The 20,701-nt window shown below is 60.1% G+C and carries 16 protein-coding genes; 5 read left to right on the forward strand and 11 right to left on the reverse strand.

Features of this window, described 5'->3' with window-relative positions; genetic code table 11:
* The first annotated feature begins 10 nt into the window (after positions 1 to 10).
* Together EC919_RS22655 and EC919_RS22660 are read left to right on the forward strand one after the other, a co-directional pair.
* A complete protein-coding gene (locus EC919_RS22655; protein ID WP_133776592.1) occupies positions 11 to 1,852 on the forward strand; it encodes a potassium transporter Kup in 1,842 nt (613 codons plus the stop codon).
* 84 nt (positions 1,853 to 1,936) lie between these two features.
* Positions 1,937 to 2,920: a magnesium and cobalt transport protein CorA gene (locus tag EC919_RS22660; RefSeq protein WP_133776553.1), complete on the forward strand. Its 984-nt coding sequence runs from the start codon at positions 1,937 to 1,939 to the stop codon at positions 2,918 to 2,920.
* A 327-nt stretch (positions 2,921 to 3,247) separates the two neighbouring features.
* Here the strand turns inward: EC919_RS22660 and EC919_RS22665 are convergent, their stop codons facing one another.
* Positions 3,248 to 4,492: a porin gene (locus tag EC919_RS22665; protein ID WP_133776554.1), complete on the reverse strand. Its 1,245-nt coding sequence runs from the start codon at positions 4,490 to 4,492 to the stop codon at positions 3,248 to 3,250.
* Positions 4,493 to 4,804: 312 nt separating this feature from the next.
* On the opposite strand from EC919_RS22665, the gene glgX reads away from it, so the two are divergent.
* Positions 4,805 to 7,024, forward strand: a complete 2,220-nt coding sequence (glgX, locus tag EC919_RS22670; protein ID WP_133776555.1) for a glycogen debranching protein GlgX — start codon at positions 4,805 to 4,807, stop codon at positions 7,022 to 7,024.
* Positions 7,025 to 7,180: 156 nt separating this feature from the next.
* On the opposite strand, the gene cysC is transcribed toward glgX, so the two are convergent.
* The 7 genes from cysC to EC919_RS22700 are packed head-to-tail and all read right to left on the reverse strand — an operon-like array spanning position 7,181 to position 12,378.
* Positions 7,181 to 7,786: an adenylyl-sulfate kinase gene (gene cysC, locus EC919_RS22675; RefSeq protein WP_432213839.1), complete on the reverse strand. Its 606-nt coding sequence runs from the start codon at positions 7,784 to 7,786 to the stop codon at positions 7,181 to 7,183.
* Positions 7,787 to 7,811: 25 nt separating this feature from the next.
* Complete coding sequence (locus EC919_RS22680; RefSeq protein ID WP_133776556.1) at positions 7,812 to 8,594, reverse strand: class I SAM-dependent methyltransferase; 783 nt, start codon at positions 8,592 to 8,594, stop codon at positions 7,812 to 7,814.
* Entirely contained in the window at positions 8,563 to 9,381 is an 819-nt protein-coding gene (locus EC919_RS22685) for a hypothetical protein (RefSeq protein ID WP_347876990.1), read from the reverse strand. Before EC919_RS22685 ends, EC919_RS22680 begins: the two co-directional genes overlap by 32 nt.
* A gap of 6 nt (positions 9,382 to 9,387) precedes the next feature.
* Positions 9,388 to 9,768 carry a hypothetical protein gene (locus EC919_RS27670; protein WP_347876991.1) on the reverse strand — a complete coding sequence of 127 codons (381 nt, stop codon included), beginning with the start codon at positions 9,766 to 9,768 and terminating at the stop codon, positions 9,388 to 9,390.
* A 44-nt stretch (positions 9,769 to 9,812) separates the two neighbouring features.
* Complete coding sequence (locus tag EC919_RS22690; protein ID WP_133776557.1) at positions 9,813 to 10,544, reverse strand: SDR family NAD(P)-dependent oxidoreductase; 732 nt, start codon at positions 10,542 to 10,544, stop codon at positions 9,813 to 9,815.
* Positions 10,541 to 11,278 (reverse strand): sulfotransferase family protein, encoded by a 738-nt coding sequence (locus EC919_RS22695; RefSeq protein WP_133776558.1) that lies wholly within the window; start codon positions 11,276 to 11,278, stop codon positions 10,541 to 10,543. Before EC919_RS22695 ends, EC919_RS22690 begins: the two co-directional genes overlap by 4 nt.
* Entirely contained in the window at positions 11,275 to 12,378 is a 1,104-nt protein-coding gene (locus tag EC919_RS22700) for a transaldolase family protein (protein ID WP_166650611.1), read from the reverse strand. The genes EC919_RS22695 and EC919_RS22700 overlap by 4 nt, the downstream gene beginning before the upstream one ends.
* A 673-nt stretch (positions 12,379 to 13,051) precedes the next feature.
* Between EC919_RS22700 and EC919_RS22705 the strand changes: the two genes are divergently transcribed.
* Positions 13,052 to 13,594 carry a cytochrome b gene (locus tag EC919_RS22705; RefSeq protein WP_133776560.1) on the forward strand — a complete coding sequence of 181 codons (543 nt, stop codon included), beginning with the start codon at positions 13,052 to 13,054 and terminating at the stop codon, positions 13,592 to 13,594.
* A gap of 56 nt (positions 13,595 to 13,650) precedes the next feature.
* On the opposite strand, the gene EC919_RS22710 is transcribed toward EC919_RS22705, so the two are convergent.
* The 3 genes from EC919_RS22710 to EC919_RS22720 form a co-directional block, all read right to left on the reverse strand.
* Positions 13,651 to 14,766: an HlyD family secretion protein gene (locus EC919_RS22710; RefSeq protein WP_133776594.1), complete on the reverse strand. Its 1,116-nt coding sequence runs from the start codon at positions 14,764 to 14,766 to the stop codon at positions 13,651 to 13,653.
* Between the two features lie 119 nt (positions 14,767 to 14,885).
* Positions 14,886 to 16,565 carry an MFS transporter gene (locus EC919_RS22715; protein WP_133776561.1) on the reverse strand — a complete coding sequence of 560 codons (1,680 nt, stop codon included), beginning with the start codon at positions 16,563 to 16,565 and terminating at the stop codon, positions 14,886 to 14,888.
* Positions 16,566 to 16,658: 93 nt separating this feature from the next.
* Complete coding sequence (locus EC919_RS22720; protein WP_133776562.1) at positions 16,659 to 17,831, reverse strand: XdhC family protein; 1,173 nt, start codon at positions 17,829 to 17,831, stop codon at positions 16,659 to 16,661.
* A 468-nt stretch (positions 17,832 to 18,299) separates the two neighbouring features.
* Here EC919_RS22720 and egtB point away from each other — a divergent pair, with 468 nt between their 5' ends.
* Positions 18,300 to 20,447 (forward strand): ergothioneine biosynthesis protein EgtB, encoded by a 2,148-nt coding sequence (gene egtB, locus EC919_RS22725; protein WP_133776563.1) that lies wholly within the window; start codon positions 18,300 to 18,302, stop codon positions 20,445 to 20,447.
* Positions 20,448 to 20,701: the final 254 nt, after the last annotated feature.

The raw sequence follows: 20,701 nt of genomic DNA on the forward strand, positions 1-20,701 counted from the left end.
AGCCGCCGCGATGCTGATTGCTGCAGTCGGCGTGGTGTACGGCGATATAGGAACCAGCCCCCTTTACACACTCAAAGAGGTCTTCTCAGGTCATTACGGTGTCCAGCCGAACGAGGCCAGTGTGCTGGGTATCCTGTCGCTGATTTTCTGGTCCCTCATCTGGGTAGTGTCCGCGAAATACGTCCTGTTCATCCTGCGCGCAGACAATCAAGGCGAAGGCGGGATCATGGCGTTGACGGCATTGGCACGGCGTGCGGCCGCACCCTATCCCCTGCTCGGCAAAACCCTGGTGTTGCTCGGGGTCTTCGGCGCCTCGCTGTTTTATGGCGACAGCATGATTACGCCGGCCATCTCCGTGCTCTCGGCCGTTGAAGGGCTGGAACTCGCTTTTGACGGTATAGAACGCTGGGTGGTGCCGCTGTCTGTAGTGGTCCTGGTCGGCTTGTTTTTGATACAGAAGCACGGCACGGCGCGCCTCGGCGTGTTGTTCGGGCCGATAATGGTGCTGTGGTTTACAGTGCTGGGGGCGCTCGGCATCTACGGCATCTTGCAGCGCCCGGAAGTGCTTCGGGCGTTGAATCCATTCTGGGCAGTCCATTTCTTCGCGGCCAATCCAGGCATAGGCATCACCATACTGGGCGCAGTTGTGCTGGCCCTGACGGGTGCTGAAGCCTTATATGCCGACATGGGGCACTTCGGACGCAAGCCGATTTCGCGCGCCTGGTTCTTGTTGGTACTGCCGGGCCTGGCGCTGAATTACTTTGGGCAGGGCGCGCTGATACTGGGCAACCCGGAAGCTGTGCGAAATCCGTTTTACCTGCTGGCGCCCGAGTGGGCCCTGCTGCCAATGGTCGCGCTGTCGACGCTGGCAACCATCATCGCGTCTCAAGCGGTAATTTCCGGCGCGTTCTCACTCACGCGTCAAGCCATTCAACTGGGCTATGTGCCGCGGATGTTCATCCAGCACACTTCAAGTCAGGAACAGGGGCAGATCTACATTGGCGCCGTTAACTGGACGCTGATGGCGGGCGTTGTGCTGCTGGTCATCGGCTTTGAATCGTCCAGTGCCCTGGCGGCCGCTTATGGCGTAGCGGTGACGGGCACGATGCTGATCACCACGATTCTGGCTTCCTCAGTCGTGTTGCTGCTCTGGAAAACACCGCGCTGGTTTGCGATTCCCATGTTGTTGGGGTTTTTACTGGTCGACATTCTTTTCTTCAGTGCCAACGCGGCCAAGATTCTCCAGGGAGGCGCTTTTCCCGTGGTCGCGGGCATCGTTCTGTTCATCTTGATGACGACATGGAAGAAGGGCCGCAGGATTGTCCTCGAGAGGCTCGATGAAACATCGCTTCAGTTGCCCGCGTTCATCGACAGCATCCGCGCACAGTCCCCCCACCGTGTGCGCGGCACAGCGGTTTTCCTCACAGCCAAGGCCGATGGCGTGCCCCACGCGCTGCTGCACAATCTGTTGCACAACCAGGTGCTTCATGAGCGCGTGGTGTTGCTGACCGTGGTGTCGGAAGACACGCCCCGGGTATCGCCGGCCAGACGATTTGAAGTCCATGGGCAAGGAGAAGGCTTCTACCGGGTCAGTCTGCATTTTGGTTTCATCGAGGAACCTGATGTCCCTGCAGCGTTGAAGCTGTGCCAACTGCCAGACCTGCGTTTCGATCCGATGAAAACGACGTTTTTCGTCAGTCGCGAAACCGTTATTTCCACCCGTCGCACAGGCATGTCTCGCTGGAGAGAGGGCCTGTTTTCGATTTTGTTAAAGAATGCCAATGGCAACCTGAAGTACTTCAAGCTGCCGCTCAACCGTGTGATTGAGCTTGGAACGCAGGTCGAGATGTGACCTGTGCAATCGATCAATGTGCAGAGCGGTCGCCGGTCAAAATGACTCGCTGGCCCATCCGCGAATTCGCCCTGACGGTGCTCAATGTCTGATCAGCAAGCCAGTATTATTAATTGCGCCGCCTACAAACAGGGGCACAAGGCGCAGAGTTTCCCTATTGATGACATCAGCGAGGTCATGAGCCGGCCCGATACATTTGTGTGGGTGGGGCTGCTTGAACCCGATGATGCGTTGCTGACAAAAATGCAGGAAGAGTTCGGCCTTCATGACTTGGCTGTGGAAGATGCCCGTCACGCTCATCAGAGTCCAAAGCTTGAAGAGTATGGAGACACGCTGTTTGTTGTCTTGTATTCGGCCAAACTGGTAGACGGAAAAATAGTGACTGGCGAGACGCATCTCTTCATTGGCGCCACGTTCATCCTGTCGGTCAGGCATGGCAATGCATTGAGTTATCGATCTGTCCGTGAACGGTGCGAGGACACGTCCGACAAATTGGCCCAAGGCCCGGGGTATGTGTTGTACGCGCTGATCGATTTCGTTGTCGATCAATACCAGCCTTGCCTGAAGCACCTGCAGAAAGAGTTTCGGCGTCTGGAGGAGGAGTTGTTCAGCGTGCTGCCGCCCAAGGATAATCTCCAAAGCTTCTATCAGCTGAAAAACGAAATAATGGTGCTGGAAGCCGCTGCGGTTCCTTTGGCTGAAATCTGCACGGGGCTACTGAGGTTTCATGGAGATATCATTCCCAAAGAGTCACGGATTTATTACCGAGACATTCTGGATCACGTCGGGGGCATCACAGCCGATTGTGATCGTATGCGAGAGATGATCGCCGCGGCAATGCAGGTGGCTCTGGCGCAAATCACGATCCGTCAGAATGAAGTGGTTAAGAAGCTCGCGGGCTGGGGCGCCATACTCGCTGTGCCCACCATGGTATTCAGCCTGTATGGGATGAACTTCCAGGTCATGCCTGAGCTGGGTTGGAAATACGGTTATCCGGCGGCACTCACAGGCGTCATCCTGGGATGTTCGTTTCTCTACCGCAAGCTGCGAAAGGTCGGCTGGATATAGTGCTCCATGGTCACCGACGGTTTTTGGATCTTTTCGAATAGTGTGCGCCTAACTTTTCAAAGATGAAGGTTGCCAGACCGAATACACCGATCAATAAAATAATCATCATGCCCAAGTCGGAATGATTCATTTCGCCCACCTGCCTTCGTTGGAGTGTGCATGCTGAGTTAATTGACAGATAAAACAAGTGGCCGTGAGGTTTCTTTACGGTTTCTTGACTGACGTTATATAAGCGAACGGTGGCGCACGGCATCGGGCGGCACTGGACCTTTAGTTACCCGCCCGACGCTTGTTATTGCACTAATGGATTTTGCCCCTTTACGCCGGTTAGAACAGCACGCCGGTCTCCGCAAGCACCCGAACCTGATCGCGCCGGGTACCGTTGTCACCGAAGGTCGAACCCGAGGCAGCATCTTCGGCACGCACGTAAGCGAGCTCACCCCGGACGAAGAAACGACCGTCCTGATAGGTAGGCGTTGCCGTCAGCGACCAGGCGTTGGAGTCTGCCCCATACAGCAAGTTTGTCGGCGAGCAATCTTCGTCGGTTGAACAGTCCCCGCCCTTGCTGTCCAGATACTCGGCACGGGCGCCAATCGACCAGCGAGTCGAGAAACTGTACTTGGCCAGGAATGCGGCACCGTAGGTTTCAGCCCCGCGATCTATCCCGGCGTGTGAGTCTTCATCGACCCGTGTGTATTGCAGGTAGGGCGTGAGAACAAGCGCGCCGTCTGTGTGGGTAAAGATCAGGTTGTAAATCTGGCTGTTGTTCTGAGCAGTGGGCGTTGCAACCGACGACTTCGAATTACTGGAAAAATCTCCACCGCCAATGACGCTTAACGTGTTAGCCGCATCAAGCGCGTATGAGAACGACCCCGTCACCCAGTTGTACTTTCCTGAATAGAAACCGTCGTTCACTGACAGGGCGGCATTTATGTTGCCGCTGGAATAGTTGACCTGCGCACCGCGACTGCTGGCAGGTTCCTGATTCCACAGCAGTCCGCGCTGGATGTTGATGTTCTGAAACGTAAAGGTCGACTCGGCGCCAATCAGGGTGGGCAGCGACCCGGCCATGACGGAGAATTCCGGGCTGATAACCGCCTTCAGATAACCAACTGGCACGTCGCCGTAAAGTCTGTCCACTGTCTTGTCAGACTTGAGGTATGGCGTACCCAGCGACGGTAGCGAATAAGACCCTGCCTGAATATAAAACTGCAGCGGCCCCTCGGTGCTCTGTACTTCTACCTGAGCATTGCTGACATCTGAAAGCGACGTGGAGTTGCCCGTGTCGGGGGCATCCACCACATGGTTCTGCCAGAGCCCTATCCCCGACAGTTGCCCGCTGACATAGACTTTCCCAAGGGGTCCGGCATCAATGGCAAAGGGGTTGTCATTGGGCTGCAAGGTACTGGAAAGACTGGGCGCAGCCAGTGGATCCGCTGTAGCGCTGGTTGCGACGAGCACTAAGGCAACCCCGCCGTAGATACGATGGAACAGTCGGGCATGTACAGAACGCTTCTGGCCCTCGGCGAAACCGTAAACAGAACTCGAATGACACGTGACGCACTGCTTCATAGTGATGCTCTCGATACCTTGAATAAACTGCGAGCAAGCCTACTTATTCGGGCATCAAGTTATCGTTGTCTTTTTTAAAGTCAGCGTAAAAATTCAATAAAAATCAGACTGTTGCCATGGCGCGCAAGGCTCAGTTTGAACAGACTGATTCCGTTGCCCCTCAATCCACTCATCTTTGTTGCACGTCATCGAGGGCGTTGAAGACCAGTGAAGTTGCATCGATATCAAACGATGCCCGCACCCGCCCTTCTTCTCTTCAAATAGCGCTTTCGACCCGACAGGAACGAAAGACGCTAAACATGAGCCATGTATATGACCGCCAAGACGCCTGAGAACGAGGCCAAAATCAGCGCTTATGACGCCTTCCGGAACCAGACGCACTCACGCATCCTGGAAGGTCAGCCCTATCCGCTGGGAGCGACCTGGGACGGTTCCGGGGTTAACTTCGCGATCTTTTCGGCCCACGCCACCAAGGTCGAACTGTGCTTGTTCGATGCCGATGGCAAGGGAGAAATCGAGCGGATCGAACTGCCGGAATTCACCAACGAAACCTGGCATGGTTACCTGCCCGATGCACGGCCGGGCACCCTTTACGGGTATCGAGTGCACGGGCCGTACGAGCCGCACAAGGGCCATCGTTTCAACCATCACAAAATGCTCATCGACCCTTATGCCAAGCAAATCGTCGGTGAGTTGCAGTGGGACGATGCGCTGTTCGGCTACACCATCGGCCACCCCGATGCGGATCTGTCCTTCGACGCGCGCGACAGTGCGCCTTTCATGCCGCGCTGTCGGGTCATTGACCCGGCCTTCACCTGGGGTAACACGCCCAAACCCAATGTGCCCTGGGCGCGTACCGTTTTTTACGAAACCCATGTGCGCGGCTTCACCCAACAGCATCCCGGCGTGCCAGAGGCAGTGCGCGGTACGTTCGCCGCCTTCCACGAAAGTGACGTGGTTGACTACATAAAGTGGCTCGGCGTGACCTCCGTAGAATTGATGCCTGTCCATTACTTCCTGGATGACCATCACCTGCTTGAGAAAGGCTTGCGCAATTATTGGGGCTACAACACGTTGGCCTTCTTCGCGCCCCATGCCCGCTACATGGCCGGCGCGTCGATCGGCGAATTCAAAGTGATGGTCTCGCGGATGCACAAAGCAGGGCTCGAGGTCATTCTCGACGTGGTTTACAACCACACGGCCGAAGGCAATGAGAGGGGGCCGACGCTGTCCCTCAAGGGCATCGATAACGCCAACTATTACCGCCTGATGCCTGACGATTCGCGCTATTACATCAACGACACAGGTACGGGTAATACGCTGAACATGAGTCACCCGTGCGTATTACAGATGGTCACCGACTCGCTGCGCTATTGGAGCAATGAGATGGGGGTGGACGGCTTTCGCTTTGACCTGGCGACGATACTGGGCCGCGAACCCCACGGCTTTGATGAAGGCGGCGGCTTTCTCGATGCCTGTCGCCAGGACCCGACCCTCAATCACGTCAAGTTGATCGCAGAACCCTGGGATTGCGGGCCGGGCGGTTATCAGGTCGGTAACTTTCCGCCGGGGTGGATGGAATGGAACGATAAGTTTCGTGATATTTCCCGCGCGTTCTGGAAGGGCGATGCGGATCGACTCGGTGATTTTGCCAAAATCTTCCTGGCCTCCGGCGATGAGTTCAACCGACGGGGCCGAGAGCCTGCTTCTTCGGTTAACTTCATTACGGCCCACGACGGGTTCACGCTCCACGACTTGGTGTCCTATAACGACAAGCACAACCAGGCCAACGGTGAAGGTAATCGTGATGGCCATTCTGACAATCGCTCATGGAACTGCGGCGTCGAGGGCGGCACGGATGATCCCGAGATCATCGATTTGCGCTACAGGCAGATGCGCAATTTGCTCGCCACACTGTTCCTGGCTCAGGGCACACCCATGCTGCTGGCCGGGGATGAATTCGCCCGATCTCAACGGGGCAACAACAACGCTTATTGCCAGGACAATGAGACAAGTTGGCTCAACTGGGACATCGGTCAGAAAGGCGCCGAACTTCAAGACTTCACGCGGTACCTGATCCAGCTTCGCCAGCGTTATCCGCTGCTGCGCCGCAACCGTTTCTTCACCGGGGTGTACAACGAACACCTGGACATCAAAGACGTGAGCTGGGTGCAGCCTAATGGTCAGGAGATGACCCTCGAACAATGGAATGATGGCAACAATCGCTGCATGGGTATTCTGCTCGATGGCCGCGCACAACCTACGGGCATCCGTAAAGCGGGTGGTGAGAACTCCCTGTTGATCATCGTCAACGCCCATTTTGATGTCGTCGACTTCGTTCTGCCCGAGGTACCGCTGGGCCAGCATTGGACATCGCAACTGGATACCCATCAGCCGGAGCTGGAAGGCGGTGAGGAAAGATTCATGTTTGGCGACAGCTATCCAGTCACCGGGCGTTCAACGCTGCTATTTGAGCTGTCTATAAACAAGAAACGGCAGGTGCGTCCGGGCGACAGCAGACGCAAGAAATAGCGGCGTGCTTCCCCGGACATCGGTTGATCGGTGATGACGCATGCGCCCATCTGCTAGCGGTGACCCTCTCGGCGACAGTACGTGTTTAGCGGTCGCACAAGGAGCCCGTCCATCATGAATGGACAGGCTCCCTGGACAAGCTCGAGTCCCGGCCCCCTACCCCCGCGCCAACAACCAGTCATCAATCATCCTCACCGCCCGCCCCACCTCCACTTCATCAGTGCGAATATGCAGTTCCGGACACACTGGCGGTTCGTAGGGCGAATCCACCCCGGTAAAACCCGGAATCCTCCCGGCCCGGGCTTTGCGGTACAGCCCTTTCGGGTCCCGGGCTTCAGCCACCGCCAGTGGCACATCCACAAACACCTCCACAAACCGCGCACTGCCCACAACCGAACGGGCCAGCTTTCGGGCCGCGCGGGTGGGCGAGATCAACGCCACCATCACCGTCAACCCCGCCTGAACCATCAACGCCGCCACTTCCGCCACCCGCCGCACGTTTTCATCACGATCCTCGGTGGAGAAACTCAAGTCGCGGCACAGACCGGTGCGCACGGAGTCGCCGTCCAGAATGCAAGTGTTCAGCCCTCGTGCCCGAAGCACCGGGTTAAGGCTGTCGACAATGGTGGATTTACCCGCCGCCGACAGACCGGTCAACCAGATAACTCGCGGTCGGGGGGAGGACGGGGCCGTGCCGGTCTCGCTGAACGGGTATGGCACCAGGTTGTTGGGCGGCATCAGGCCAGGGGTGTGGTTGATCATGACAATGCTCCTCCTTGAGTCAGCGTCAGGCGTGGGCCTGGTGGACGATGAAGTCGACGTTCATGACGTCGTAGACCGGTTTGAAATCGCCATACGCATGGGGGGCGCTGAAACCTGCCGCGCGCAGTTCGTCCTGCAACTGACGCGGGCGGATCGGACACACCCGCAGCCGATACTGCGCACCGTCGGCGAAGCGATAGACGAACTCGCACACCGATTCATTCAGTTCACCCACGGTGACGCGAGCGGTGTCGCCGCAGTAGTAATAGCGCCCTGAAGACGTGAAGCGGCCGGCGAGAATCGCTTCGAAATTGCGCTGATCGATCAGCAGCAGCCCACCGGGTTTGAGCATCTGCCGAAACCGTTTCAGCACGGCGATGCGCGCCTCGCGGTCGAACAGGTGGCACAGCGAACTGCCCAGGCACAGCACCGCGTCGAACGTGCCCAGTACCCGAGCGTCCAGCGCTTGCCAGTCATAACGGTGGACCGGCACGTCAACCCCCAGCCGGTCGAAATTGCGTCGGGCGCGATCCACCATGGTCGGGCTGCCGTCGCTGGCGGTGACGTCGAAGCCGGCCTTGCGCAACTGCGCCGCGTGAAAGCCGCTGCCGGTGGCGGCGTCCAGCACACGCCAGGCGCCGGCCTTGCGCAGCAAATCGTAGAAGAAGGAGCCCTCGCCGGCCGCGCGCTTTTCCCAATCGATGAGTTCGTCCCAGCGCTCGACAAAGTCCGCCTCGTACTGCCGGGCGTAATCGTGTTCGGCAAGTGCCAATGGGTCAGCAGGCGAAAGCGCGATTAGCGGCGGCATGGTCGGCGACTCCTGTGTGATGGTTGTTGTTGTTGTGCTGGCTGCCCTGGGCGTACGCCTGGTATTTGCTGCCCAACTCCTCTGCCCAGGCGGCGGCGTCGCACACGCGCATCTCGGCCATGTCGAAATTCAGTTCGCGCTGCATGACCTGCATCTGCGCCTCGCCAAACACCGCCGTGCCGTCGGCGCGAATCAGCTTGATGCCATCCAGCCGCTGCCCTGCTTCATTGACCTTGATGGCTTCCTCCCGGGTCACGCCGTAAGGCAGGTCGAGCAGGACCTTGCCCATGCCGACCTTGACTGGATAACCGCCGGGCAGGCCTTGTGGACCCGGGCCGTGCACCCGCACCTCGTGCTCGGCATGCAGGTTTTCCAGCACCGTCACCGCCGACATGGCGGTAAGGTACTGCCCGTCGACGCCGCCGAGCCGACTGAATTCACGGGCGACGCAGGCGAAGATAGCCTCCGCCGAGAGTTCACCTGTGCGCTCTTCGCCGTCAATCCAGTACGTCAGGTTGAAACTGGCGTCCAGCCGCTGCGGCGGCAGGCCGTGGCGGGGCACGCTGTGGCTGAAATAGTGATGGCCCACGAGTTTGGCGCACACCTGCGCAGGCAGGCAGCCCGCCAGACGCGCAATGGCGGAGCGCGTGGCCGGGATCAGGTTGGCGATGTTGCCGATGCCGACGTCCGGCGCCATGCCAACCTTGTAGAGAATCGGGTTGACCGCATCCGGGAACGCCGCGTTGATCACCAGACTTTTCGGGCAGGATTGTTTGACGGCTCGCATCAGGGCCTAGGCCGGCGCCAGGTGCATCGGCAGCCAGGGCCCGAGTTGCGCCTGATCAAGGGCCGCAAAGCGCTCGGCCGGCAATTGCGTGATCACTCGCCAGGATTGCAGCGAGGCACAGTTGAGGATGATGTCAGGCCGGATCTGCAACAGCGTTTCGGCATTGCGGCTGATGCACGCTTCACGCAGGTCCATGCAGTGACTGTGGATTTCGACCGTCACGTTCTGTTGCAGCGCCGCCAGGCGGATCAAGTTACACATCCGCGCGGCTTTCTCGATATCGCGGCTCGCCAGGTGGAATTCAAACTGATTGCGCGGGGCCAGAATCTGCAGAATTTGCAGGCACAAGTTGCCGCCGCCAACGATGAGCAGTTTTTTGCGGTGCATGGTGCTACTCCTTGAAATGCGTGAAGACCTTCTGATTACGACGACTAGCGCGGGTAGGCGCCGTTATCCACTGCGATGACTTTTCCGGTCAGGTGACGGCTTTGCTCCGACAGCAGGAACAGAATGACGTCGGCTACTCCGTCGGGCTCAATGGGTTCCTTGATGAGTTCCTGGCGCTCGTACTCTCGGCGTCGGTGCTCGGGAATACGGTCATGGATCGAGGTGTCGCGAATCAGCCCCGGGGACACGGCGTTCACCCTGACCCCGGGGCTGAAATTCCAGGCGTTGGATTTGGTCAGTCCGATCACGCCAGCCTTGGTGGCGCCGTACCACGCATCCATGCTGCCGACCTCCCCTGCCACCGAGGTGATGTTGACGATGCTGCGCAAGTAGCCGGTCGCCGGCTCCCGCCGTGCAAAGTCCCGGGACAGGTACGCCAGCGATTTGAGGTTGACCGCCCAGATCTCGTCCACCTCCGCGTCGGTGTAGTCGTACACACTTTTGCCGTGATAGATCCCCGCGTTGTTGACCAGCGCATACAGCGCCCGATGTTTGTGAAGGTCGTACAGATCGCCGATAAACGATTGATAAACGTGCGCCTGGGAGAAGTCCGCCAGGTGGGTTTCCAGTCGGTGCAGGGGCAGGCTTGCCTGAAGCGACTGCAGGCCCAGTCTGTCGCTGTCCGCCGCGATGACGTAGTAGCCCGCCTTGACGCAGGCAAGGGCGGTGGCCTTGCCGATGCCGTTGGCGGCGCCCGTGATAACGATTTTTCTCATGGCTGTCCCTGCTCCGTGAACTGATTCATGCGCTCGTAGAAAGGTTGATGCAGCTGGTAATACGTCATCAGGTGGGGATTGGCGTGCAGAGGACGCGGGTCGAAGTCGGCGCTGCCCGGCATGATCGTCGTGCTGTTTTCGGCATCCGTGTGCCAGCTGCGCCAGGCTTTCCATTGCTCGGGGCAACTCGCATTCCAGCTCAACGCTTCTGGCATGAAATCCATCTGCAGGTGGTCGCAAAGCCTGCGCAGCGTGGTTTCCGGTCGGCTGGCCAGATCCTCTGCGTTGATCACGTGAGGGGTTTTGCCGGTCAGCCGTCTGACCTCGCAGAAGAGGTCGTACAGCGCTTGGTGACCGATCGCGTGCGCCGGCATCTGCGGGAAGATGGCGTGATGGGACAGGATCGCCCGGGCGGGGTCGCGAATGATGAAGACGTTCTGTTGCTCCTCGAGAAACGCGGCGTCGTCCTTCAACGGGGTGAGGCAGTGATAAGCCATATCCTTGTGGAAAACATGAGCGCGCTGGCGGGCGTCGCGCAACAGCGCCTTGATCGCTTCATAGTCACGGGGCACGCCGCAGTTGAGGTCCCCATGGGGAATGGCGGACTGTTCGTCGAAGGCCATGTGCGAAAACGGCTCGTGAAAAACCTCGAAGTCACCGCGCTCGATGAATACCCTTTCGAGGATCGTTGATCGCGAGCGCGGGTGGGCCCAGAGGCCAATCATGCGGTTCATGCCCGCCCCTCCAGGGTCGTCTGGCGACGCGCAGTGCGAGGCGTGAAACCCGGCGGATCAAGGGTGTCGGCGATGAACCCGTGCAGGCGCTCCACGCCTAGGCGCACGTCATTGCCTGCGGTCAGGAATGCCGGATGACGGGCGTATTCGTCCGGTGTCAGGCCGCCCTCAAAGTAGGCCTGGTTGAAATAAGGGATGGCCAGAAGGCGGTCGAGGACTTTGCCGGGAATCTGCACCCAATCCGTCGCCGGTGCGATGCTGCGACCGGCCTGCTGGCGACGTACAAGGAATTCGATGAGCCGGGGCGTCAGCGTGTACAGCGTGGTGTCGGCGCCGGTGCGCTGCAGGTGCCAGCAATGCTCGCGACCGCGCGCGTCAGCGTCGATCTTGATGCTGCACAGCAACAGTTGCGCCGGTGTCTCGCGCCGTCGCATCAGGGCCTGCATCGCCTGATAGACCGCAAGCTCGGCCCAGCGCTTATCCGTGGCACTGAGGTGAATGCGACTGGCCCGCGCCTGCCGCTCAAATTCCGGTGCCGCACCCAGCCGGCCGATCATGAAGCTGACCACGTAACGCGCCCGCTCCGTGTTCACGCCATTGGCGAGCGCCCGCCGGCGCCCGGCGTGAATGGCCTTGAGGCAGGCATCCAGCTGGGAGACGGTAAAACAGAAGGTGTTATTGATCGAGCAGCCCCGGGCCACCAGTTGCTCGATGGCGCGATAGCCCTGGGCGCTGCCCGGAATCTTGATCATGATGTTTGGCGCCAGCGCGGCCAGTTCCAGCCCCCGGGCAACCAGTGCGTCCTGATTCATCCAGTGCCCGCCCTCGATCTGTGCGGACAGCCAGCCCGCCTGCTGCTTCGTTTGCCGGAACAAGGGGAGCAGCGGCTGTGCGCTGTCGATGATGAGTTGGTTGTAGAGCTGTCGAAAGCGAGCGTCCGTCGGCATCGACGCCGGCAATGTGTAGAGAAAGTCCCGGTAATGGGCCGCATGGCTCAGGACCGCGTGACTGATCAGTGCCGGGTTGGTAGTGGCGCCGCTGACGCTGGCCTCCGAGCGACCCGGTTCAGTGGGCAATAATCCGGTAATAAGCTCGCGCATCTCCGGATAGGCCCGCAGCAATTTGTCCTGGCACTCTTTATATACAGTGGGTGATGAATCGAACCAGACTTCCGAATCGGAGTTATTACATTTTAAAGTTTGAACGAAGCCCGAAGCATCCATGGAAATGCCCTTCCTTTTCGGTTGATTCACTAAACTTCAAGGCCCCGGGCAAGCACGGGCAAAATGCCAGCTTTTTCAAACTGATAGTCAGGTATCTGAGCCTTGGAGGCATTAAGATGGATCCGATCAGATGCCCTGTCAAATGCAATTAGCCGGATTTTTGATGCCGAATAGGAATAAAAAAAGCACTCATTTATTCCTGATACGTAGCGAGACGGGTGTGCGACTTTGTGCCTCAATTTGAAGGAATTCAAACGAATGAAGTAACGTCCAATTCATATAACGACGAAGAAGTGTTAAATATCAGACAGCCACTACTCACCCCGTTCCACCCCCTTTTGAAAATCAAAACAACTTATTAACTCGCCAGTTAGTTATAAGCATATTGCAAAGGTGTAATACGTAAGGTGTGGCCCGGGCGCGGAGTCGCTGCGGTTCCCTCACCGGGCGCAGCGCACGTGCCCCTCGACGACGGTCAGTCATTGGGTTATGAAGGCGCAGGGCGGTTACTGCACCGCGCCAGTCAAAAAAACAACCAAGAGACCTGACCGTGAGCAAACCTTCCGATACCGAACGCTACAGCTACAAAGCCCGCTGGTTTCACTGGGTGATGGCGATCCTGATCGTGCTTGCCTATGCGCTGATACTCAGCCGTACCCAACTGGCCCGTGGCAGCGACGCGCGCACTTTCGTCGTGCAAACGCATTTCTGGGTCGGCATCGTCGTGCTGGTCATGGCGTTTTTCCGCGTCGCCGAGCGCCACCGCCACACACCGCCGGGCATCACCCCGCCCCTGGAAGGCGTATTGCGCCTGGCTGCCACGCTGTCCCATTACGCGCTGTACGCTTTTCTGTTCGCCCAACCCCTGCTGGGTCTGTTCACAGTGCTGCTGGAGCGCGGTGCCCTGCCCATCCCTCTGACGTCCCTGAGCATCCCCGCGCCGTTCGATATGTCCAAGGACACCGCCGAAACGCTGGAGCACTACCACGTGTTGTTGGGCACGATTTTCTATTACGTCATCGGGCTGCACGTCATTGCGGCGATCTGGCACCACTTCGTGCGCAAGGACAATACTGTCAAACGGATGGTGTAAGCGATTGCTTGCACGGCGCCCCCGTCATCGGCAACAGGGGCCGGCAGTGGATCGGCTCAGCGCCGATCAGCTGAGTCCACCCTTCCATCCACCGGGTCCGGCGGCACGGCGCCGTCCTGGCTGGTATCGATGCTGACCACCACCGACATCCCCGGGCGCAGGCGGTCCACGTCGTGCTGGTCGTCGTCGATGGTGATGCGCACTGGAATACGCTGGGCGATCTTGACGAAGTTGCCGGTGGCGTTATCGGCAGGCAACAAGCTGAACTCGGATCCCGCCGCCGGCGAGATACGCTGCACCCGGCCGCGCATCTTCAGGTTTTCCAGCGCGTCGACGGTGAAACTCACCGGCTGGCCCAGGCGCACGTTGGCCATCTGGGTTTCTTTCATGTTGGCGATGATCCAGCGCGGGCGTGGCACCAGCGCCATCAACTGTGCGCCGGAATTGACGTACGCCCCCAGGCGCACCCCGATCTGCCCCAGCTGACCGTCCCGAGGCGCGGTGATGCGCGTATTGGTCAGATCGATCCGCGCCAGCTCAATGGCCGCCTCGGCATTCTTCACCGACGCTTCCAGCGAGCCGCGATTGACGATCACCGTCTGCAGGTCCTGGCGGGAAATCTCCAGCGCCGCCTTGGCCTCGGCCAGCGCCGCCTTCGCTTGCGCATCTGCGGCGCGGGTCACGTCGAATTCGCTTTTCGACACCGAGCCATCCGTCACCAGTGCCTGACCGCGGCGAAGGTCGGCAGCGGCCTTGTCACTCTGCGCCTGGGCATTCGCAATAGCGGCCTGCCGCTGGGCGATAGTGGCTTCGGCGCTGCGCCGCTGTTGCAGATTATTGGCCAGCGCAGCCTTCTGGACGCCCAATTGCGCAATGCCCTGATCAAGATGCTGCTGGTAGATCCGGTCGTCGAGGCGCACCAGCAGATCGCCCTGCTTGACCCACTGAAAATCCTGCACCGGCACTTCGTAGACGTAGCCACTCAATTGCGGGCCAATGAGTGTGGTCTGCCCGCGAATCAGGGCGTTTTCCGTGCTTTCGATCGGGCTGCTGAACGGCGGCAACTGCCATGCATAGAGCACGATGAGAACACCCGCCAGGGCAATGCCGCCGAACAGAATCGATGACACCAGGCGTATGCGCGCCGAACGCGGTTGCGTGGTCGCCGGCATCACCGCCGGCGCGGGCGCTGCGTTGCTCGGCTGTGACGGCGCAGAGCTGGCCGCTGCACTGCCAGAAGAGCTGCCTGAAGAGCTATCTGGAGAGTTGTCGGAAGGTTTGACGGGGTCTGTCATGAAGGTTGAGCGCCAGAAGGTGTTAAGGGAGATGCCGCAGGTGTCGCCGGCGTAAACGGCGCGACCGGCTCGGTGGTGATCCACAGCCAGGTGGCGCGGCTGGTGATCCAGATCATGGTCAGCACCGCGATGACTGCGATCAGCATGAATACGTCGTTATAGGCCAGCGTGTTGGCTTCGCGGGTGGCGGCCGTCGCCAGCGAGCGAATACCCAGACTGGTACGCGCCGCCGGGTCGGCGATGGCGGAAATATACGCACCGCTCGCGCTTTGCAGGCGCGACTGCACCTGAGCGTCGATCAGCGTGACGTGCTCGACGATGTGCGCGGAATGGAATTTCTCGCGCCAGACCTGAAAGGTGCCCAGCAACGCCGAGCCGATCAGGCTGCCGACGTTCTGGGTGATCCCGAACATCACCGAAAAACTGACCATGTTGCGCGGGTTGCTGATGACCCCGCTGATGCCCAGCACCAGGGTCGGTCCCAAGAAGAAGGTGCCACCGAACGCCAGTAAAAACTGGCTGAAATACATCTGCGGGCCACGGGTCAGGCTGGTGGAAAAGCTGTCCATGCTTGAACCGATCGCCATCAGGGCCAGCGAGATAATCAAAGGCTTGAACAGGTGCTGAGGATCGATCGTCAGCGCGCTGACCGCAAGGCCCGCGACGCTGCCCAGCAGCATGAACATATAAAGCGTGTGCAACTGCTCGGTGCCCTGATTCAGGCCTTGAAGAAAACCGACCGCGCCGGTGGATTGCTCTGACAGCACGATGCGCGTCAGCAGCACGCCGAAGGCAAAGCGGATCATCCGGCCACTGCCCAGCCAGCGGGTGATCAATAGCGGGCGGGTGCGGTTGTGCTCGATGCACAGCCCGGCCAGGATCAGCACGATGGACGACGCCAGGGCAATGCCGATCCACGGCTCTTCAAGCCACCATTCGATCCGCCCCAGCGACAACGCCGCACACAATGCTGCAAAGCCTGACGCGAGCAGGGCGAAGGTCAGGAAGTCGAGTTTTTCGAAGGCCTTGAAGCGATCGCCCGGCGGCAATTTGAGAATCAGCACACAACCCAGCGACAGCAGGCACATGCCCAGTTCGAAGAGGTAAAGCCCGCGCCACTCGGCAATCTGCAGCAGGTCTTCGGAAACCAGCCGCGCCAGCGGTGTCGCCAGCTGCGCGGTGCCGAGGCCCAACACCAGCGCTTTCATCCGCCACTTCTGCGGGAAGGCCTGAATCATGTAGTACAGGCCCAGCGAACTCAGTGCCGCGCCGACCATGCCGTGGGCGGCACGGACGGCAATGGCCGATTCAATGTCGTTGACGAACAGGTGCGCGAAGGTGACCAACGCGTACAGCACCAGAAACACTTCGGTGAAAGCGCGCAGACCGAATTGCTGGCGAAACTTCACCAGCAGCAGGTTCATCGAAACGTTGGTCATGACGTAAGCAGCAGGCAGCCAGGCGATCTCGGCCTGGGTGGCGCCCAGGGAGCCTTGCAGGTATTGAAGGTTGGCGACCACCAGCGCGTTGCCCAGCCCGCCGGTCAACGCCACGATCACCCCGACGATGGCATAGGCCCAGCGCTTGGGCGTCGCGTGCAGGGGCGTCGACGGCGACCCCGGCAGCGTCGGTCGCTCGTGGGGGGCCCAGTCGTGGGGTCTGTACTTGTCGTTCATTGAGCGGACCTGATGAATGCCGTGCCGATGTCACTGAAAAACGATGGGGCGGCACGTGCAAGAGCCGCTCCCGTCAAAGCGGGCTGATCATTCTCAGCTGATCATTCTCAGCTCTCGCGCGTGTTCGAGGGTGACATTCACCGCGTGAATACTCGCTTGCCGGTGTTTGAGCATCCCGCCGCTGCGGCCGTTGAACACCGCGTTGATCTCCGAAAGGATCGACAGCGCCACACTGTGCGGCGCGTCGCCGCCCAGGTCCAGACCCACCGGGTAATGCAGGCTGGCCTGCGCTGCGGCTTCACGCACCTGCTCCGGCAGTTCGTCGAGCAGACGCTCGGTGCGGCTGCGCGGCCCAAGCTGGCCAATGTAGCGCGGTGTGGATTCGAGGACCTGCCCCAGCCAGTGACGATCCTGACTCAGGCTGTGGGTCATCACCACCACGGCGGCGTCGGCAACCATCCCGTGCAGTTCGGGCATTGGCAGCAGCGGCGCGGACAGCACCTGATCAGCCTCCGGAAAACGCTGGGGCCGGGCGAAGTGCGAGCGCGCATCAATCACCGTGATGTGCCAGCCCTGGAGCCGCGCCATGCTGACCAGCGGCATCGCGTCATGCCCGGCACCGAAGACCACCAACCGGCGCGGCGCGGCGATGTATTCGAGCAGCACTTCAACGGCGCCGTCCGCGCTGTCGTAGGTGCGTGTGGCCGAGCGGCGGGCGTCGAGCACCGTTTTGAGGTCCTCGGCCACGGCCGTCGCCAGCCAGCGTTCGCGCATTTCATTCTGCACCTGCCCGGATGAACGGATCGCCACCCGCTCGCCCAGCGCCGTGTGGCGTTCGCTTTGGGTACCGATCACCGTCGCCAGCGCAGCGCCGATACCGCTGGCCTTGACCTCGCGCAACACGTCGACCACCAGACTCGCCGCCTGCGGATCTATCCGTTCGAAGAGAATATGCACCGTGCCGTTGCAGCCCAGACCGAAGCTGAGTTCGGCGTCTTCGAGTTCGTCATCGTCCTCGCCGGTGCTGTACGTACGCAGGGACGGCTTGCCATTGGCGGTCAGCCACCAGGCCTTTTTGCTGACGTCGCTTTCCAGGCAGCCGCCGCTGACGGTGCCGGTCGCTTCGCCCATCGGTGCGATAAGCATCCGCGCACCGGGGCGACGGTAAGCCGAGCCCTCGACCTTGACCACCGTGGCGATCACCACTTCCTGCTGCCCGGTCTGCGCCTCATCGAGCGCCCCCAGCAGACTGGATAGATCATTCATGCGCGTCCCCAAAAAACGGTTCATTCATCTGGCGTGATTCACTTTCTAACCTGACACCTACCCTGAAGCGCCACTGCCCTCTCGGACAATGCGCTGTTGTGCTGACTGTCAGTTGTCGCGCAGGTTCAGGTTTCGCCTGCGAGATCTGCGTCGTTCACGGCGCATCGGGATGATTGACGTGCAGGGTACCGCATACGCAGGGCCCAATGGCCATTGGTTACCGACCCAGAGGATGAGCCCACCCCGGAACCCTGCCGAGGCTACACTCGGTGCTTGCCAATAAATCCATGAATACGCGGATGATCAAAGGCATCAGCATATTCATGGGTAGCGTCCATCCTTCATTTGGATATTTCGGTTGAACATTCCGCACAACGCGAGCCTCAAACCCTGAATCGCCGTACCGCCTGGCTGCGTGGAATCACTCCACCGGGTCCACCGGGCATCGGCTACGCCGGAGAGCACCTGATGACGCGCCAATTACGCCAGCTTCGCGAAACATCCTCCACGCACACCCTGTGCCAGCGCTTCCAAAGCGTGCGCGACCGAACCGAATTTCTGGTCGAGCCGCTGAGCGCCGAGGACATGGTGGTGCAGTCGATGCCCGATGCCAGCCCGGCCAAATGGCACATGGCGCACACCACATGGTTTTTCGAAACCTTTCTGCTGGCGCCTAATCTGCCGGGATACGAAGCCTTCGATCCGACATTCGGCTACCTGTTCAACTCCTATTACGAAGCGGTCGGCCCGCGTCATCCCCGTCCCCAACGCGGGTTGATGACCCGGCCCAGCGTCGATCAGGTGCTGGCCTACCGCAGGCACGTCGACGAAAACATGACGACGCTGCTGATGACGCCGCTGAGCGACGAGATGACCGGCCTCATCGAACTCGGCCTGGCCCACGAGGAGCAGCATCAGGAACTGCTGCTGATGGACATCCTTCATCTGTTCAGCCTGTCGTCCCTGAAGCCCGCCTACAGCCCGCGCTGGCCCAAAGACCTCTCGGGCCGTCGCGGTCACTTCAAGCCGTTGAGCGCAGGGTTGACCGAAATCGGCCACGACGGCGACGGCTTTTCGTTCGACAACGAAGGCCCACGCCACACCACGTATCTGCAGTCCTTCGAGATCAGCGACCGGCTGGTGACCAATGGCGAGTGGTTGAGCTTTATTGCCGACGGCGGCTATCACACCGCCGCCTTGTGGCTGTCCGAAGGCTGGACACTGGTGCAGGAAAACGGCTGGAATTCGCCGCTGTACTGGCAGCACGACGAGAACGGCTGGAAGCGCATGAGCCTGCGCGGCCTTGAGTCGATCGACCCGTCGGCGCCGGTCACCCACATCAGTTATTACGAAGCCGCTGCGTTTGCGCTGTGGGCCGACGCGCGCCTGCCCACCGAAGCCGAATGGGAAGCCGCCGCCCGCGCCGGTCTGCTGGAGCAAGTGGACGATGTCGCCTGGCAGTGGACGCAAAGCGGCTACAGTGCCTACCCCGGTTTCAAGCCATCGGTGGGTGCGGTCGGCGAGTACAACGGCAAATTCATGGTCAATCAGATGGTCTTGCGCGGCGGCGCCAGCGTCACCTCTCCCGATCATTGCCGCCTGACCTATCGCAACTTCTTTCACGCCGACAAACGCTGGATGGTGTCGGGCCTGCGCCTGGCCCGTGACAGCCGACAGCCCGGGGTGGTTGACCCGAACGACAGCGAGTTCGCCCGCGACGTGGTGGCCGGTCTCGGCGCCCCGCAGAAAACCCTGTCGCCCAAGTATTTCTATGACGCAGCGGGTTCCGACCTGTTTGAGGCCATCTGCGAAACGCCGGAGTACTACCCGACGCGCGCCGAAACCGGGCTGCTGAAACGCATCGCCGGGCAGATCGCCGCGACCATTCCTCCGGGCGCAGCACTGGTGGAGTTCGGCAGCGGTGCCAGCGAAAAAACACGTCTGGTGCTGGACGCTGCGCCACACATCGCTGTGTACGTGCCGATCGACATCAGTGCAACCGCGTTGAACAAGGCCGCACGCTCACTGCGCCAGCGTTACCCGTCGCTGACCGTCGCGCCGCAAGTCGATGACTTTACCCGCGTGCTCACGCTGCCTGAAGAAGCCGAGGGCCACACTCGCGTGGGTTTCTTCCCGGGCTCCACCATCGGCAACTTCAGCCATGATCAGGCCGTGGATTTCCTGCAAAGCGCCCATGGGGTGCTGGGGGAAAACGCGCATTTCATCGTCGGTGTCGACATGGTCAAGGACGAGCAGACGCTGGTGGCGGCTTACGACGATGCCGAAGGCGTGACCGCCCAGTTCAACAAGAACCTGCTGACCCGCATCAATCGCGAGCTGAACGCCGACTTCGATGTGTCCGCCTTCGATCATCTGGCGGTGTGGAATGCCGAGCAGGCCTGCATGGAAATGCACCTGGTCAGCCGCAAACAGCAGAGCGTCACTGTCGCCGGGCACACCTTCCGTTTCGCCGCCGGCGAACGACTGCACACCGAGAACTCCCACAAGTATACGGTTGAGTCGTTCACCGAACTGGCAGCCCGCGCGGGATGGACTGTCAGCGAATGCTGGATCAGCGACGCGCCGGAGATGGCGTTGTTCAGCTTGCAGGCGTAATCACAGCGGACCGGTTCCTCCGGTTGAGGTCTTTTCCGAAAAGCTCGTGCACGACACGCGCCTGTAGGAGCCGGCTTGCTGGCGAACCCGCCCGGTCAGGCACATTGGTGGCGGGCGGATGAAGCGGTTCGCCAGCAAGCCGGCTGCTACGGATCAGGGTCATTTGCAGATAGGCACGTGGCGCGCTCCTACATCAATCTGCGTCAAGCGCGGGACGCAACCCCTCAGGATTCTTCATTGTCATTTGCAAAATG

The organism is Pseudomonas graminis (assembly GCF_004364335.1).
GTDB lineage: Bacteria > Pseudomonadota > Gammaproteobacteria > Pseudomonadales > Pseudomonadaceae > Aquipseudomonas > Aquipseudomonas graminis_D.

Coding starts and splice junctions, on each gene's coding strand:
- EC919_RS22655 (WP_133776592.1), top strand. CDS start 11: ATGCTGATTGCTGCAGTCGGCGTGGTGTACGGCGATATAGGAACCAGC.
- EC919_RS22660 (WP_133776553.1), top strand. CDS start 1,937: ATGTCTGATCAGCAAGCCAGTATTATTAATTGCGCCGCCTACAAACAG.
- EC919_RS22665 (WP_133776554.1), bottom strand. CDS start 4,492: ATGAAGCAGTGCGTCACGTGTCATTCGAGTTCTGTTTACGGTTTCGCC.
- glgX (WP_133776555.1), top strand. CDS start 4,805: ATGACCGCCAAGACGCCTGAGAACGAGGCCAAAATCAGCGCTTATGAC.
- cysC (WP_432213839.1), bottom strand. CDS start 7,786: ATGATCAACCACACCCCTGGCCTGATGCCGCCCAACAACCTGGTGCCA.
- EC919_RS22680 (WP_133776556.1), bottom strand. CDS start 8,594: ATGCCGCCGCTAATCGCGCTTTCGCCTGCTGACCCATTGGCACTTGCC.
- EC919_RS22685 (WP_347876990.1), bottom strand. CDS start 9,381: ATGCGAGCCGTCAAACAATCCTGCCCGAAAAGTCTGGTGATCAACGCG.
- EC919_RS27670 (WP_347876991.1), bottom strand. CDS start 9,768: ATGCACCGCAAAAAACTGCTCATCGTTGGCGGCGGCAACTTGTGCCTG.
- EC919_RS22690 (WP_133776557.1), bottom strand. CDS start 10,544: ATGAGAAAAATCGTTATCACGGGCGCCGCCAACGGCATCGGCAAGGCC.
- EC919_RS22695 (WP_133776558.1), bottom strand. CDS start 11,278: ATGAACCGCATGATTGGCCTCTGGGCCCACCCGCGCTCGCGATCAACG.
- EC919_RS22700 (WP_166650611.1), bottom strand. CDS start 12,378: ATGCGCGAGCTTATTACCGGATTATTGCCCACTGAACCGGGTCGCTCG.
- EC919_RS22710 (WP_133776594.1), bottom strand. CDS start 14,766: ATGCCGGCGACCACGCAACCGCGTTCGGCGCGCATACGCCTGGTGTCA.
- EC919_RS22715 (WP_133776561.1), bottom strand. CDS start 16,565: ATGAACGACAAGTACAGACCCCACGACTGGGCCCCCCACGAGCGACCG.
- EC919_RS22720 (WP_133776562.1), bottom strand. CDS start 17,831: ATGAATGATCTATCCAGTCTGCTGGGGGCGCTCGATGAGGCGCAGACC.
- egtB (WP_133776563.1), top strand. CDS start 18,300: ATGACGCGCCAATTACGCCAGCTTCGCGAAACATCCTCCACGCACACC.